At 71.0% G+C, this 14,781-nt stretch carries 12 protein-coding genes; 5 read left to right on the plus strand and 7 right to left on the minus strand.

The window, feature by feature from the left end; genetic code table 11:
- Nucleotides 1–211: 211 nt before the first annotated feature.
- The 4 genes from AB0G04_RS05115 to AB0G04_RS05130 are packed head-to-tail and all read right to left on the minus strand — an operon-like array spanning nt 212 to nt 5,068.
- Nucleotides 212–1,297: an XdhC family protein gene (locus AB0G04_RS05115; RefSeq protein WP_360976645.1), complete on the minus strand. Its 1,086-nt coding sequence runs from the start codon at nt 1,295–1,297 to the stop codon at nt 212–214.
- 21 nt (nt 1,298–1,318) lie between these two features.
- Nucleotides 1,319–3,712 (minus strand): aerobic carbon-monoxide dehydrogenase large subunit, encoded by a 2,394-nt coding sequence (locus AB0G04_RS05120; RefSeq protein ID WP_360976648.1) that lies wholly within the window; start codon nt 3,710–3,712, stop codon nt 1,319–1,321.
- Nucleotides 3,709–4,185, minus strand: coding sequence for a (2Fe-2S)-binding protein (locus AB0G04_RS05125; protein ID WP_360976651.1), 477 nt, complete (start codon nt 4,183–4,185; stop codon nt 3,709–3,711). Before AB0G04_RS05125 ends, AB0G04_RS05120 begins: the two co-directional genes overlap by 4 nt.
- Before the next feature lie 4 nt (nt 4,186–4,189).
- Complete coding sequence (locus tag AB0G04_RS05130) at nt 4,190–5,068, minus strand: xanthine dehydrogenase family protein subunit M (protein ID WP_360976654.1); 879 nt, start codon at nt 5,066–5,068, stop codon at nt 4,190–4,192.
- A gap of 120 nt (nt 5,069–5,188) precedes the next feature.
- Between AB0G04_RS05130 and AB0G04_RS05135 the strand changes: the two genes are divergently transcribed.
- Nucleotides 5,189–6,289: an XdhC/CoxI family protein gene (locus AB0G04_RS05135; protein ID WP_360976657.1), complete on the plus strand. Its 1,101-nt coding sequence runs from the start codon at nt 5,189–5,191 to the stop codon at nt 6,287–6,289.
- A gap of 66 nt (nt 6,290–6,355) precedes the next feature.
- Here the strand turns inward: AB0G04_RS05135 and AB0G04_RS05140 are convergent, their stop codons facing one another.
- Both AB0G04_RS05140 and AB0G04_RS05145 read right to left on the minus strand, forming a co-directional pair.
- A complete protein-coding gene (locus AB0G04_RS05140; protein ID WP_360976660.1) occupies nt 6,356–7,159 on the minus strand; it encodes an alpha/beta hydrolase in 804 nt (267 codons plus the stop codon).
- Nucleotides 7,160–7,258: 99 nt separating this feature from the next.
- Nucleotides 7,259–7,555 carry a metal-sensitive transcriptional regulator gene (locus AB0G04_RS05145; protein ID WP_360976663.1) on the minus strand — a complete coding sequence of 99 codons (297 nt, stop codon included), beginning with the start codon at nt 7,553–7,555 and terminating at the stop codon, nt 7,259–7,261.
- Between the two features lie 121 nt (nt 7,556–7,676).
- Between AB0G04_RS05145 and AB0G04_RS05150 the strand changes: the two genes are divergently transcribed.
- The 4 genes from AB0G04_RS05150 to AB0G04_RS05165 all read left to right on the plus strand — a co-directional run bounded on the left by AB0G04_RS05150 (nt 7,677) and on the right by AB0G04_RS05165 (nt 13,344).
- Entirely contained in the window at nt 7,677–7,889 is a 213-nt protein-coding gene (locus AB0G04_RS05150; protein WP_360976666.1) for a heavy-metal-associated domain-containing protein, read from the plus strand.
- A complete protein-coding gene (locus AB0G04_RS05155; RefSeq protein ID WP_360976669.1) occupies nt 7,886–8,836 on the plus strand; it encodes a hypothetical protein in 951 nt (316 codons plus the stop codon). Before AB0G04_RS05150 ends, AB0G04_RS05155 begins: the two co-directional genes overlap by 4 nt.
- Nucleotides 8,829–11,033, plus strand: coding sequence for a heavy metal translocating P-type ATPase (locus tag AB0G04_RS05160; protein ID WP_360976672.1), 2,205 nt, complete (start codon nt 8,829–8,831; stop codon nt 11,031–11,033). Before AB0G04_RS05155 ends, AB0G04_RS05160 begins: the two co-directional genes overlap by 8 nt.
- Before the next feature lie 133 nt (nt 11,034–11,166).
- Nucleotides 11,167–13,344 (plus strand): esterase-like activity of phytase family protein, encoded by a 2,178-nt coding sequence (locus tag AB0G04_RS05165; protein WP_360976675.1) that lies wholly within the window; start codon nt 11,167–11,169, stop codon nt 13,342–13,344.
- A gap of 51 nt (nt 13,345–13,395) precedes the next feature.
- Here the strand turns inward: AB0G04_RS05165 and tuf are convergent, their stop codons facing one another.
- Nucleotides 13,396–14,586: an elongation factor Tu gene (gene tuf, locus AB0G04_RS05170; RefSeq protein ID WP_360976678.1), complete on the minus strand. Its 1,191-nt coding sequence runs from the start codon at nt 14,584–14,586 to the stop codon at nt 13,396–13,398.
- Nucleotides 14,587–14,781 lie beyond the last annotated feature (195 nt).

Genomic DNA, 14,781 nt, shown 5'->3' on the forward strand with positions numbered 1-14,781 from the left:
ATGGCCGACCGCACCGCAGCGAAGCAAGGGCCGGGAGGACATGACCGTTCAGCACCGTCATGGCCGACCGCACCGCAGCGAAGCAAGGGCCGGGAGGACATGACCGTTCAGCACCGTCATGGCCGACCGCACCGCAGCGAAGCAAGGGCCGGGAGAAGACGACCACCCAGCAGCGGAGCGAGGGCCGGGAGGACATGACCGTTCAGCACTGTCATGCGGTTCGGCCGCGCGTGTACTTCTTGAGGCAGCCGGGGCAGCAGAACCAGAAATTCTCGCCGTCGACCACGGCGTGGTGAGTGCCGGGTCCGATGACGACGGTCATTCCACAGATCGGGTCGATCGCCGTCGCGGCGGGCGCGTCGGGAGAGGACATGGCGAGCGCCTCGGGAGACGACGTAGCGAGCGCCTCGGGAGACGACATGGCGAGCGCCTCGGGGGACGACATGGCGGAGGCCTCGGTAGGCGTCCCGGGCGTGAACGTGGCCGGCCCGACGGGCAGGGTCGGGCCGGCCACGAACCCGGGCTCGGCCTTGGCGAAGGCGGCGGCTTCGGCGTGCGACGCGGCGGCGGGCTTCTTGGCGGCCGCCGGGGCGGACAGCCCGCCTGTGCGCATCTCACGGACGATCTCCGCCAAGACCGAAAGTGCGATTTCCTTGGGCGTACGGGCACCGATGTCGATCCCGGCGTGCGGGCGTACCCGGGCGCGCTCGTCGGCGGTCAAGCCCATGGCGTCGAGCAGGATGGCCGAGCGCGTGTGGCTGGCGATCAGCGCGATCAGGCGTACTCCCGCGTCGAGGGCGGCCCGGACGGCACGTTCCTCGTCGCGGCCCAGCCCGGCCACGACGACGGCGGTGACCCCCTCGTAGGAGCCGGTGACCTCGAAGTCGAGGAACCCGGCCAGTTCGGTGACGGCCCGGCTGATCGGGCTCTCCCCCGCGACCGCGACAAGCGGTTTCGGCAGCACCGGACGGAGGAAGATCTCGATCGCCCCGCCGGAGTGGCAGGGGTTGACGACGACGAGCGCGCCGGGCGTCTCGGGGAACTCCGCCGAGTCCTCGGGAAGGACCCGCAGCAGCATGGAGTTGCCGTCTCGCAGCGTGTCCATGGCCGCGGCCCGCACCGACGTCTCCGCGCAGACTCCGCCGACGAAGCCCTCGATGGACCCGTCGGCGAGGATCACCGCGTCGTCGCCGGGCCGGGCGGAGGTGGGTTCCTGCGCCCGGACCACGGTGGCGTGCACGAACGGCCGTCGTGCCGCGGTCAGTTCCCGCGCCCGCTCGGCGGTACTCGTCGTCATCACGTACTCCCTGAAGTGCTCTTAGATCGGCGGAGTGGCCTGGCCGCGCATCGCGTCCCAGACGCGGGACGGGGTGAGCGGCATGTCGGCGTGCCGGATGCCGAACGGCTTGAGCGCGTCGACGACCGCGTTGACGATCGCCGGCGGCGAGCCGACGGTCGCGGACTCGCCGATGCCCTTGGCGCCGATCGGGTGGTGCGGCGACGGGGTGACCGTGTAGCCGGTCTCCCAGTCGGGCACCTCGAGCGCGGTCGGGATCAGGTAGTCCATCAGCGACGCGCCGAGGCAGTTGCCGTCCTCGTCGAAGGAGATCATCTCCATCAGGGCCATGCCGACGCCGTCGGTGAGGCCGCCGTGCACCTGCCCCTCGATGATCATCGGGTTGATCCGGGTGCCGCAGTCGTCGACCGCGATGAACCGGCGGACCTTGACCTCGGCGGTGCCCGGGTCGATGTCGACGACGCAGATGTACGCCCCGTGCGGGTACGTCAGGTTCGACGGGTTGTAGCAGATCTGCGCCTCGAGACCGCCCTCGACGCCGTCCGGCAGATCCCCGGCGCCGTGCGCCCGGAACGCGATCTCCTGGATCGTCACCGACCGGCCCGGGTCGCCTTTGACCTGGAACGTGCCCTTGACCCAGTCCAGGTCGGCGACCGACACCTCGAGCATGCCGGAGGCGATCAGCTTGGCCTTGTCCCGCACCTTGCGGGCCACCAGGGCGGCAGCCGCACCGGAGACCGGCGTCGACCGGCTTCCGTAGGTACCCAGACCGAACGGGGTGTTGTCGGTGTCGCCGTGCAGCACGTCGATGTCGGCCGGCGGAATGCCCAGCTCCTCGGCGATGATCTGCGCGAACGTGGTCTCGTGGCCCTGCCCCTGGGTCTTCACCGAGAGCCGGACCACGGCCTTCCCGGTCGGGTGGACCCGCAGTTCGCAGCCGTCGGCCATGCCCAGGCCGAGGATGTCCATGTTCTTGCGGGGGCCGGCGCCGACCGCCTCGGTGAAGAACGCGATACCGATGCCCATCAGCTCGCCCTTGGCGCGCTTGAGAGCCTGCTCCTTGCGCAGCTCCTCGTAGCCGGCCATCTCCATGGCCAGACGCATCGTGGGCTCGTAATTGCCGGAGTCGTACACCCAGCCCGTCTTGGTGGTGTAGGGGAACTGCTCGGGCTGGATGAAGTTCTTCAGCCGCAGTTCGGCCGGGTCCATCTGCAGCTCGTACGACAGCGCGTCGACGATCCGCTCGACGAGGTAGACGGCCTCGGTGATCCGGAACGAGCAGGCGTACGCGACACCGCCGGGCGCCTTGTTGGTGTAGACGGCCGTCATCTTGCAGTGCGCGGCCTGCAGGTCGTAACTGCCGGTGAACACGCCGAAGAAGCCGGCCGGGTACTTCACCGGGGCGGCCGTGCCGTTGAACGCGCCATGGTCGGCGAGCACGTTCGTACGGATGGCGAGGATCTTGCCCGCACGCGTCGCCGCGATCTCGGCTCGCATGATGTAGTCGCGGGCGAACCCGGTGCTGATCAGGTTCTCCGAGCGGTCCTCCATCCACTTCACCGGCTTGCCGGTGACGATGGAACCGACGATGGAGTGGACGTAACCGGGGTAGATCGGCACCTTGTTGCCGAAGCCACCGCCGATGTCCGGCGCGATCACCTGGATCTTGTGCTCGGGGATGCCGGCGACGATCGCGTAGAGGGTGCGGTGCGCGTGCGGGGCCTGGGTGGTCGACCAGAGCCGCAGCTTGCCCTCGACCGGGTCGAAGTCGGCGACCGAACCGCACGTCTCCATCGGCGCGGGGTGCACGCGCGGGTAGACGATGTCCTCCTTGACGATCACGTCAGCGGAGGCGAAGACCCGGTTCGTCTCCTCCTCGTCACCGGTCTCCCAGTCGAAGACGTGGTTGTCGGTCTTGCCCTCGAGGTCGGTACGGATGACCGGGGCGTCCGGCGACAGCGCCTTGCGCACGTCGACGACCGGCTCGAGCACCTCGTACTCGACGTCGATCAGTTCGAGGGCGTCGCGGGCCTGGTACCGGTCCTCGGCGACGACGAACGCCACCTCCTGGCCCTGGAACCGCACCCGGTCGGTGGCGAGCACCGCCTGCACGTCGTTCGACAGCGTCGGCATCCACGCCAGGCCGAGGCCCTTCAGCGTCTCGCCGGTGACGACCGCCTTGACACCGGGCGACGCCTCAGCGGCGCTGGTGTCGATGCTGACGATGGTGGCGTGCGCGAACGGCGACCGCAGGATCGCCAGGTGCAGCATGCCGGGCAGCTGGACGTCGTCGACGAACCGGCCGCGGCCGCGGAGGAGACGGGCGTCCTCCTTGCGCAGCATCCGGCCGAAACCGACCGGCTTCTGGTCGTTGTCCTCGAACTCGGTGAGCTTGGTGTCCTGTGTCGTGGTCATTGGGAAACCGCCTCAGCCTCGTGTACGGCCGCCCAGCGGACCGAGCGGATGATCGAGGAGTAACCGGTGCAGCGGCAGATCTGGCCCGAGATGGCCTCGCGGATCTCGCCCTCGGTCGGATCCGGGTTCTTGTCGAGCAGTGCCCGGCAGGTCATCAGCATGCCCGGCGTGCAGAAGCCGCACTGCAGGCCGTGGCACTGCCGGAAACCCTCCTGAATCGGGTCCAGCTCGGCGCCGTTGGCCAGGCCCTCGACGGTACGCACCTCGTGGCCCCCGGCCATCGCGGCGAGCACCGTGCACGACTTGACGGGCTCGCCGTCCAGCCACACCACGCAGACACCGCAGTTGCTGGTGTCGCAGCCCCAGTGGGTGCCGGTCAGGCCGAGCACGTCGCGCAGGAAGTGCACGAGCAGCATGCGGCCTTCGATCTCACGGGTGTACTCGGTCCCGTTGACGGTCATCGTGACCTGCATCAGCTCAGCTCCTCGCCCGTTCCACAGCCTTGCGCAGGGTGCGCCGGGTCAGCTCGTCCGCCAGGTGGCGCTTGTAGTCCGCGCTGCCGCGGGTGTCGGTGACCGGGTCGCAGCTGCGCGCCGCGATGGCGCCGGCCAGCTCGTACAGGCTCTCGTCGGGCTCGTGCCCGCGCAGCGCCGCCGAGATCTCCGGGATGCCGGTGGTGTTCGGGCCCACCGCGGCCAGGCCCACCCGGGCGTCCACGATCCGCTGGTCGGCGTCGAGCCAGACCGCCGCCCCCGCGGACACCACGGCCCAGTCACCGGCGCGGCGCTCGACCTTCGCGTACGCGCTGCCGGCCTTGAAGTTCTTCCGGGGGATCCGGATCTCGGTGAGGATCTCGTTGTCCGCGACGGCCGTCTCGTACGGCCCGACGTGGAATTCCTCCATGGTGACGACCCGCTCGGCACCGCCCGGACCCCGGATGACGCAGCTCGCGTCCAGGGTCGTGCACACCGCCGACAGGTCCTCGGACGGGTCCGCCTGGCACAGTGAACCGCCGAGCGTGCCCCGGTTGCGCACGATCGGGTCGGCGATCACCTTCTCCGCATCCCGGAAGATCGGGAAAACGCCGGCCAGGACATCCGATTCCAGCAGCTCACGATGCCGGGTCATGGCCCCGATCCGCACCTCGTCGTCGCTGAGCCTGAGGTAGCCGAGCTCGGCGTGCAGATCGTTGATGTCGATGAGATATTCAAAGTTGGCGAGCCGCAGCTTCATCATCGGCAGCAGGCTGTGGCCGCCGGCCACCAGCCGTGCCGAGCTGCCCAGTCGCTCCAACAGTCCAATGGCTTGATCCACAGTTGTGGCACGTTCGTATTCGAACGGAGCCGGCACCTGCACCCTGCACCTCCCGTGAAGTCGCGCAGACCCTCCCGCCCACAGCGTCCAATGTCAACACCGACCTAAGCGAAGTCTTAACTCATCGTTGACGTTCTACCGATGATCACGGAAGGTGCTGGGATGCGCGAGATCGTTGACGGCCTGCTGGCCTGGCGCGCCGCCGGCATCTCCTTCGCGGTGGCGACGGTGGTGCACACGTGGCGGTCGGCGCCCCGGCAGCCCGGCGCGGCGATGGCCGTCAACGAGCACGGCGAGGTCATCGGCAGCGTCTCCGGCGGCTGCGTCGAGGGTGCGGTCTACGCGGCCGCCGAAGATGTCCTGCACACCGGCAAGGCGCAGACGCATACGTACGGGGTGAGCGACGGCGACGCTTTCGAGGTGGGTTTGACCTGCGGCGGGACGATCGAGGTGATGATCCAGCCGGACGTCGCCCTGACCGCGCTCGACGACCTGCTGGCCGCCGTCGCCGCCGGCCGGCCGGTTGCCACCGTCTCCCTGCCCGACGCGCAGCTCGTGGTCTGGCCGGACCGTGCCGAGGGCACCCTGGGCGACCCCGAGCTGGACCGGATCGCCGGCGAACAGGCACGCGGACTGCTCGCCCACGGCCGCAGCGCCATCGTCACCGCCTGCGAACGCGAGGTGTTCGTGCAGTCCTGGGCCGCGCCGGCCCGCATGATCGTGTTCGGGGCCATCGACTTCGCCGGGGCGGTGGCCCGGATCGGCAAGTTCCTCGGTTATCGGGTCACCGTCTGCGACGCCCGTGGTGTGTTCGCCACCGAGGCGCGTTTCCCGGACGCCGACGAGGTCGTCGTCGCATGGCCGCACCGCTACCTGTCGTCGACCGTGGTCGACGAGCGCACGGTCCTGTGCGTGCTCACCCACGACCCGAAGTTCGACATCCCGCTGTTGCAGGTCGCCCTGACGACCCCGGCCCGTTACATCGGCGCCATGGGCAGCCGGCGCACCTGCGAGGACCGGCTGCACCGCCTCCGCGAGGCCGGCGTCACCGAGGAGGCGCTGGCCCGTCTGCGCGCCCCGATCGGCCTTGATCTGGGTGCCCGTACTCCCGAGGAGACCGCGGTGGCCGTCGCCGCCGAGATCGTGGCCCTGTCGTGGGGCGGTTCGGGCGCTCCGCTGACCGGCCTGACCGCCCCCATCCACGGCCCCGCCCAACCCCGGCTGGACACCACCGCTGTCTCGACCACGCCGAAACAGCAGTAACGGCCAGCCGGGAGTTTGGCGGCTGGGCAGACCGCTGTCTTGACCGCGGTGAGACAGCGGTGGCGCTCAGCTCTCGGTCAGGCGGGTCGCCTCGGCCGGGCGACGGCCGGTACCGACGGTCTCGGACCACCAGGTGACGATGCGGTCGACGACCGGCGCCGGCCGGCGGGCCCAGCCGATGTGATCGTTGCTGGCACCGGCCGGGACGTCGGCGTGCCGGTAGAGCCACACCGTGGTGGCCGGTGGATCGAACAGGGCGCCCGCGAACGCCTCGACCGACATCGGCGGGGCGAGGCGGTCGCCTTCCAGCGCCACGATCAGGGACGGGGTACGGACCGGCTCGGGCGACGGGAACGGGGTTCGGCCGGTCAGCGCCATCCGGGCCCACTCGCGCATCAGGGTGCGGGCGCCCGGCCCGCCGAAGGCCGGCCGGGGCAGGAAGCCGAACAGCGCGGTCAGCGCCGGGACGATCAGTCCGGCCTGGATCACCAGGGGCAGGCCGCCGAGCGGGTAGTGCCGGTGGTACGGCAGCGCCCCGCCCACGGTGACCACGCCGTCCGCCGGTACGTGGCCGAGCTGGTGCCCGACCGCCAGCTGGGCGCCGAGACTGTGCCCGAGGATGATGACCGGCCGGTCCGGCACCTCGGCACGGGCCGCCACGACCGCCCGCGCGAGCACGTCGATCTCGTCGGCGTACGACCAGTCGTTGCGGCGTGAGGCGGGCGGCTCACCGGGTTCGAACCCGCGCCGCGGCAGCGCCCGGGCCGCCCAGCCGCGGGCCTCGAACGCTTCGGCGAGCGGCCGGTAGTAGCGGGAACCGATACCCATGGCGGAGGAAACGAGCACGAGTGGGGCTGGCTGCTGCGTCATTCCCGTCCCTGTCTGCGCGGCACCCGGACGCTTGTTACCGACCGGTATCCAGCACTCTTCGACGGCCGCCACCGGCCGGACAAGAGGTTATGAGACAGATCACCCGCGCTTCATGAGGCGCCCCACCGCGGCCATCAGCTCGGACGCCATCTCGTCGGCACGGCCGTCCTTGGCACCCTCGTGCATGCAGTGCCGGGCGTGGCCGTCCATCAGGCCGAGCGCCACCTTGTCGAGGGCGGCCTGGATCGCCGAGATCTGGGTGAGGATGTCGATGCAGTAGCGGTCCTCGTCGACCATCCGCTCGATGCCGCGCACCTGGCCCTCGATGCGGCGCAGCCGTGACTGCAGGTTGTCCTTGGTGGCCGTGTATCCGCGGGTCGGAGCGGGGTTGGTCATGCCCGCCATGCTACAACCCCCCAGGGGTATCGCGCCCCGCACAGCACCGGGCCCCGGACGGGACTGGATACCCCTACCGGGTATGTGTATGGTGGAGGGGACACCGAGCGAAGGGAACACCATGCAGACCACGACCTACCCCGTCACCGGCATGACCTGCGGCCACTGCGCGAACTCGGTGACCGCCGAGGTGTCCCGCATCCCGGGCGTCAGCGACGTCACCGTCGACCTGGCCGGCGGCACGGTCACCGTCAGCTCGGCGGCACCCGTCGACCGCGAGGCCGTGCGGGCCGCGGTGGACGAGGCGGGATACGAGCTGGGTGACGCCTCATGAGAACGACGGTCAAGCTCTCCTCGTACGCCATGGGGCTGATCCTGATCTTCGGAGCGGCAGCCGGCGCGGGTCGCGTGATCGGCCCGGACCAGCAGCCGGAGGTCGCGCCCACGCACGGAGAGGCGCACGCGCCGGCCGGGCCGACCGGCACCGGGCAGACCGGCACCGGGCACGCCGACGAGGGACACACCGAGACGGGGCGTCCGCCCGGCGGGCTGCAGATCGCCCAGGACGGCTATCGGCTGAACCCGCTGACCGCCCGGCTGTCGACCGGAGCGCCGCAGCGGTTCGCGTTCCAGGTGCTCGGGCCGGACGGCAAGCCGGTCGTCGAGTACACCGAGAATCACGACAAGGACCTGCACCTGATCCTGGTCCGGCGGGACATGTCCGGCTACCAGCATGTGCATCCGGTGCTCGAGGCTGACGGCACCTGGTCGATCCCGCTGAGCGTGAACGCCCCCGGGCAGTACCGGGTGCTCGCCGACTTCCAGCCCTCGGCCGCCGGGCAGGCCCTCACCCTGGGCGTGGACGTGCCGGCCCCGGGCGACTACCAGCCGGTGCCACTGCCGCAGCCGGCCCGCACCGCGGAGATCGACGGATACACCGTCACCCTGACCGGGGACCTGCGAGCGGGGTCGGCCAGCGAGCTCACCTTCGCGGTGAGCAGGGACGGCAAGCCCGTCACCGACCTCGAGCCGTACCTGGGCGCCCGGGGGCACCTGGTGGTGCTGCGGGCGGGTGACCTCGCCTACCTGCACGTGCACCCGGCCCGCGCGGACGCCCTGAGTTTCCAGGCCGAGGTCCCGTCCGCCGGGGTCTACCGTCTCTACCTGGACTTCCAGCACGGTGGGAAGGTCCGCACCGCCGAGTTCACCGCCGTCACGGCCGGTGTCACGCCGCCGCCGGCCCCGACGGACCACGACGCCGATGGGCACACCCATGACTAGCATCGCACCCCAGTTGATCGAGCTCGAGATCGGCGGGATGACCTGTGCGTCCTGCGCCTCGAGGATCGAGAAGAAGCTCAACCGGATGGACGGGGTCACCGCTACCGTCAACTACGCCACCGAGAAAGCGGTGGCCACCGTCGACGGCGAGTTCACCGCGGCCGACCTGATCGCCACGGTGGAGAAGACGGGCTACACCGCCAGGATCCCGCAGAAGATCGAGGAGCCGCCGGCCGCCGGGGACCCGCTGCGGGACCGGCTCGTCACCGCCGTCGTCCTCAGCGTTCCGGTGATTCTCCTGGCCATGGTTCCGGCGTGGCAGTTCACCTACTGGCAGTGGCTGTCGCTGACGCTTGCCGCACCGGTCGTGATCTACGGTGGCTGGCCGTTCCATCGCGCCGCCGCGATCAACCTGCGGCACGGCGCCGCCACCATGGACACCCTCGTGTCGATCGGCACGCTCGCGGCGTTCGGCTGGTCGCTGTGGGCACTGTTCTTCGGCACGGCCGGCGAGCCCGGCATGACGCATCCGTTCAGCCTGGCCATCAGCCGCACCGACGGGGCCGGTGCCATCTATCTGGAGGCGGCCGCCGGGGTCACCATGTTCATCCTGGCCGGGCGCTGGTTCGAGGCCCGGTCCAAGCGGCGGGCCGGTGACGCCCTGCGGGCGCTGCTGGAGCTGGGCGCCAAGGATGTCGCGGTCCTGCGGGACGGCACGGAGGTACGCGTACCGGTCGAGCAGCTCGCGCCGGGCACCGTGTTCGTGGTCCGGCCGGGCGAGAAGATCGCCACCGACGGCGTCGTCGAGGACGGCTCGTCGGCGGTGGACCGTTCGATGCTGACCGGCGAGAGTGTCCCGGTCGAGGTCGGGCCGGGCGGTGACGTCACCGGCGGTACGGTCAACGCCGGCGGCCGGCTCGTCGTCCGCGCCACCCGGGTCGGCGCCGACACCCAGCTGGCGCAGATGGCCCGCCTCGTCGAGCAGGCCCAGGCCGGCAAGGCCGGGGTGCAGCGGCTGGCCGACCGGATCTCCGGCGTGTTCGTGCCGATCGTGATCGGTCTCGCGGTCGCCACACTGGGCTGGTGGTGGGGTACCGGCGCGGGCTGGACGGCCGCGTTCACCGCCGCCGTGGCCGTGCTGATCATCGCCTGCCCGTGTGCGCTCGGCCTGGCCACGCCCACCGCGCTGCTGGTCGGCACCGGACGCGGCGCGCAGCTCGGCATCCTGATCAAGGGTCCGGAGGCGCTGGAGTCGACCCGCCGGGTGGACACCGTCGTCCTCGACAAGACCGGCACGGTCACCACCGGGGTGATGGAACTGGTCTCGGTCTTCCCCGACGAGTCCTCCGCCCAGGAGGATCTGCTCCGGCTCACCGCGTCTCTGGAGGCGGCCTCGGAACACCCGATCGGCCGGGCGATCGCGGCGGCGTCCAGCGATCATCTCCCGGTCACCGATTTCACCAGCTTCGAGGGCCTGGGCGTACGGGGTAAGCTCGCCGGCCGCGACGTGCTGGCCGGGCGGGTCGCCCTGCTGGAACGGGAAGGCCTGGAGATCCCGGCCGAGATCGCGGCCGCCGTCGCCGAGGCGGAGAAGGCCGGCCGGACCGCCGTGGTCGCCGGCTGGGACGGCCGGGCCCGAGGCGTCCTGGCCGTCGCCGACACGGTCAAGCCGACCAGCCGCGCCGCCGTCGCCGGGCTGCGCGGGCTCGGTCTCACCCCGGTGCTGCTGACCGGTGACAACGAGACCGTGGCCCGGGCCGTGGCGGCCGAGGTGGGCATCGACCGGGTGGTCGCCGGCGTGCTGCCGGCCGACAAGGTCGCCGAGGTGCGGCGTCTGCAGGAGGACGGCCGGGTGGTGGCGATGGTCGGTGACGGGGTCAACGACGCGGCGGCGCTGGCGCAGGCCGATCTGGGGCTGGCCATGGGCACCGGAACGGACGTGGCGATCGAGGCGTCCGACCTGACCCTGGTGCGGGGTGACCTGACCGCGGCGGTGGACGCGATCCGGCTGTCCCGCCGCACACTGCGGATCATCAAGGGCAACCTGTTCTGGGCGTTCGCCTACAACGTGGCGGCCCTGCCGCTGGCGGCGGCCGGCCTGCTGAACCCGATGATCGCCGGGGCCACGATGGCGTTCTCGTCGGTCTTCGTGGTCGCCAACAGCCTCCGCCTGCGCCGCTTCAAGCCCGTCGCGTGACCCCCGGCTGTGCGCTACCGCTGTCTCAGCTGCGCTGAGACAGCGGTGCGCGACAGCCGGTTCGTTGAACGGACGTCCGGGGCGACCGTGGTGTTCACATCCTGTTCGGACCGGAATCGGATCGTGTCGAGGCGTGGCTGACAAAGCGATTCTCGCGTCCGCGGCCGCCGCGCTCCTTCTGGTTCCGGCGGCCCCGGCGTACGCGACTCACACCCCGACCGACAGGACGTGCTCAGCCGACGCGTCGCTGCTCGGTTTCTCCGACTCCCTGGACAAGACGACCTTCGCCGGTACGCCGGTGGCCGGGCTGTCGGCGCTCGCACTGACCGGCCGTGACCGAGGGCTGGCGCTGGTCGACAACATCGGTACCACCCCGGCCCGGGTCTACGCGCTGGACCTGAAGCGGACCGCGGTCACCGGTGTCACTCTGCTGACCGGGCCGGACGGTACCCCGTACACCGGAACCGATTTCGACGGTGAGGGGCTGATCGCCGAGCCGGGCGGCAGGACGATCCTGGCGAGCTCCGAGCGCGAGCCGTCGATCCGGCGCTTCCGGCTCTCCGACGGCCGGGAGATCGCCTCGCTGCCGGTGCCGTCCCGGTTCCGGGTCGCGCCGGACGGGGAGGCCGCGACCAACCAGACCTTCGAGGCGCTTGCCGCGACCCCGGACCACCGGGTGCTCTACGCCGGCATGGAGGGCCCGCTCGCCGCCGACGGCGCGGGCACCCACCGAATCCTGCGGTACGAGGGCCGGGCCGGTGGCGGCTACCGGGTCACGGCCGAGTACGCCTACCGCACCGGCCCCGGCATCGGCCTGGTCGAACTGGTCGCGGTCGACGGTGACCGGCTGCTGGCGGTGGAGCGGGGCTTCACGGCCGGTGTCGGCAACAGCGTGCGCGTGTACCAGGTGTCGGCGACCGGAGCGGCCGACGTGTCCGGGGTCGCCTCGCTGTCGACGGTGACCGACCCCCGCGCGTGGCTCGGCAAGCAACTGCTCGCCGACATCGCGGACTGCCCGCCGTCCGGTGCCGTCGCGAAGCAGCCGCAGCCGAACCCGCTGCTCGACAACATCGAGGCGGCCGCGCTCGGCGCCTCGCTGCCGGGCGGCCGCCGGGTGCTGCACCTGCTCTCCGACGACAACGGCAGCGCCGCCCAGATCACCCGCCACTACACGCTGGCAATGAAGATCAGGCCCGAGGTGACGCTGCGGAGCCGGGCGATCCTGTCGGCGACTGCCTACCAGCCGGGGCCGGTCTCCGGCACGCAGCTGCCGGCCGCGCCGGTCAACGGAATCACCGCACCGTTCCCCGGCCAGCCGGTTCCCGGGTTCTCGGCGGTGATCCCGCTGCACGGCGACCGCCTGCTGGCGATGCCCGACAACGGGTTCGGCGCCAAGAACAACTCGGCGGACTTCCTGCTCCGCGCCTATGACATCACCCCCGACTACCGCCGCCACCGGGTGCGGGTGAACGGGTTCGTCAGCTTCCGGGACCCGGATCGCAAGGTGCCGTTCCCGATCGTCAACGGTGGAACCGCCGAGCGGCTGCTGACCGGCGCCGACTTCGACATCGAGTCGCTGGCCCGGGACTCGCGTGGTGATCTGTGGGTCGGGGACGAGTTCGGGCCGTACCTGATCAAGGTGGACCGGACCGGCAAGGTGCTGCAGGCGCCGATCCCGCTGCCGGACGGCGGCAAGTCGCCGCAGTCGCCGGACCTCGCGCCGGGTGAGGCCGCGACCGTACCGGCCAGCCGCGGGTTCGAGGCTCTCGCGGTCAGCAGGGACGGGAAGACGCTGTACCCGGTTCTGGAAGGCGCCCGGGTCGACGACGCGAACCAGCGGCGCCGGATCGTCTACGAGTTCGACGTGCGGGCCAACCGTTACACCGGTCGTACCTGGTCGTTCGCGGTCGCGGACCCGTCGCTGGTGGTGGGCGACGCGGCCGTGCTGGACGGCAGGCGGCTCCTGCTCATCGAACGGGACAACTTCATGGGAGTGCAGTCGCAGGTCAAGCGGCTGGTCGTGACCGATCTCGATCGCGTCGGCGCGGACGGTTTCGTGACCCGGCGCGACGCCGTCGACCTGATGCGCATCGCCGACCGGGACGGTGTCTCCACCCCGGCACGGCCCGGCGAGTACGGCGTGGGCGAGCTGTTCTCGTTCCCGCTGCAGTCCGTCGAGTCGGTGCTGCCGCTCGGCGGCTCGCGGGTGCTGGTCGCCAACGACAACAACTTCCCCGGCAACGACGGCCGCATCCCGGGCCGCGCCGACGACACCGAACTGATCGTCATCGACGTCCCCGGCCTCCGCTGACCCGCGGGGTGAACTGCGGCGTGAAACGAGCCGCAGTTCACCCCGCGGTTCTCAGTCGAGGACCGCCGTGACGGTGCCGGCGGCGACCGTGCGGTTGCCCTCGCGGACGGCGAAACCCATGCCCGCTTCGAGAGCGATCGCCTTGCCCAGCGTCACCGTCACCTCGTCCAGGGTGTCGCCCGGCATCACCAGGTCCCGGCCGCCGAGGTCCATCCCGCCCGACACGTCGGTCGTGTGGAAGTAGAACTGCGGCCGGTAGTCGGCGGCGAACGGCGTGTGCCGGCCGCCCTCGGCGCTCGTCAACGCGTACAACCGCGCCGTGAAGACCCGGTGGGGCCGCACGCTCGACGGCGCGGCAAGGACCTGGCCGCGCTGCACCTGCTCGCGCTTGACCCCACGGAGCAGGACAGCGGCGTTGTCACCGGCCTGCGCCGACTCCAGGACCCTGCCGAACATCTCCAGCCCGGTGGCGACGCTGGCCACGGTCGGGCCGAGACCGACGACCTCGACCGGTTCGCCGGCACGCAGCTCGCCACGGTCGACCTTGCCGGTGACCACGGTGCCGCGGCCACTGATCGACAGCACGTTCTCGATCGGCATCAGGAACGGCTCGCCCAGCTCCCGCGGCGGGATCGGCACGTAGTCGTCGACCGCGTCGAGCAGCTCCACGACGGACGCCACCCAGTGCGGGTCACCCTCGAGCGCCTTGAGCGCGCTGACACGCACCACCGGAACGTCGTCGCCGGGGAACCCGTACCGCGACAGCAGCTCCCGGACCTCCAGCTCCACCAGGTCGAGCAGCTCCGGGTCGTCCACCGCGTCACTCTTGTTCAGCGCCACGACCAGGTACGGCACGCCGACCCGCTGAGCGAGCAGCACGTGCTCGCGGGTCTGCGGCATCGACCCGTCCTGGGCGGACACGACCAGGATCGCGCCGTCCACCTGAGCCGCGCCGGTGATCATGTTCTTCACGTAGTCGGCGTGGCCCGGCATGTCGACGTGGGCGTAGTGGCGCGACGCGGTCTCGTACTCGACGTGCGCGATGGTGATGGTGATACCGCGGGCGGCCTCCTCCGGCGCCTTGTCGATCCCCTCGAACGCGACGTACCGGTTGGTTGCCGGGTCGCGGTCGGCGAGAACCTTCGTGATAGCGGCGGTCAGGGTCGTCTTGCCGTGGTCGACGTGACCCATCGTGCCGATGTTGAGGTGTGGCTTCGTACGGATGAACTGGCTCTTGGCCATTGATCTTGATCCTCACTGGATGCGAGGCGGGTGGGTGTCGCGCGAGCCCGATGCCAGCCGGGACGCGCCAGAACCACGCACGGAGCAGCCACCCCTTCCCTGGGTTCTGCTGCTTCTGGGAAGGGGTCAGAGTCGCGAATCGACGCCGCTGAACGAAAAAGCGCGCGCGGGAGTCACCGAGAGCGGCGACTGCAG

The sequence above is a fragment of the Actinoplanes sp. NPDC023801 genome (assembly GCF_040639655.1).
In the GTDB taxonomy this organism is placed as follows: domain Bacteria; phylum Actinomycetota; class Actinomycetes; order Mycobacteriales; family Micromonosporaceae; genus Actinoplanes.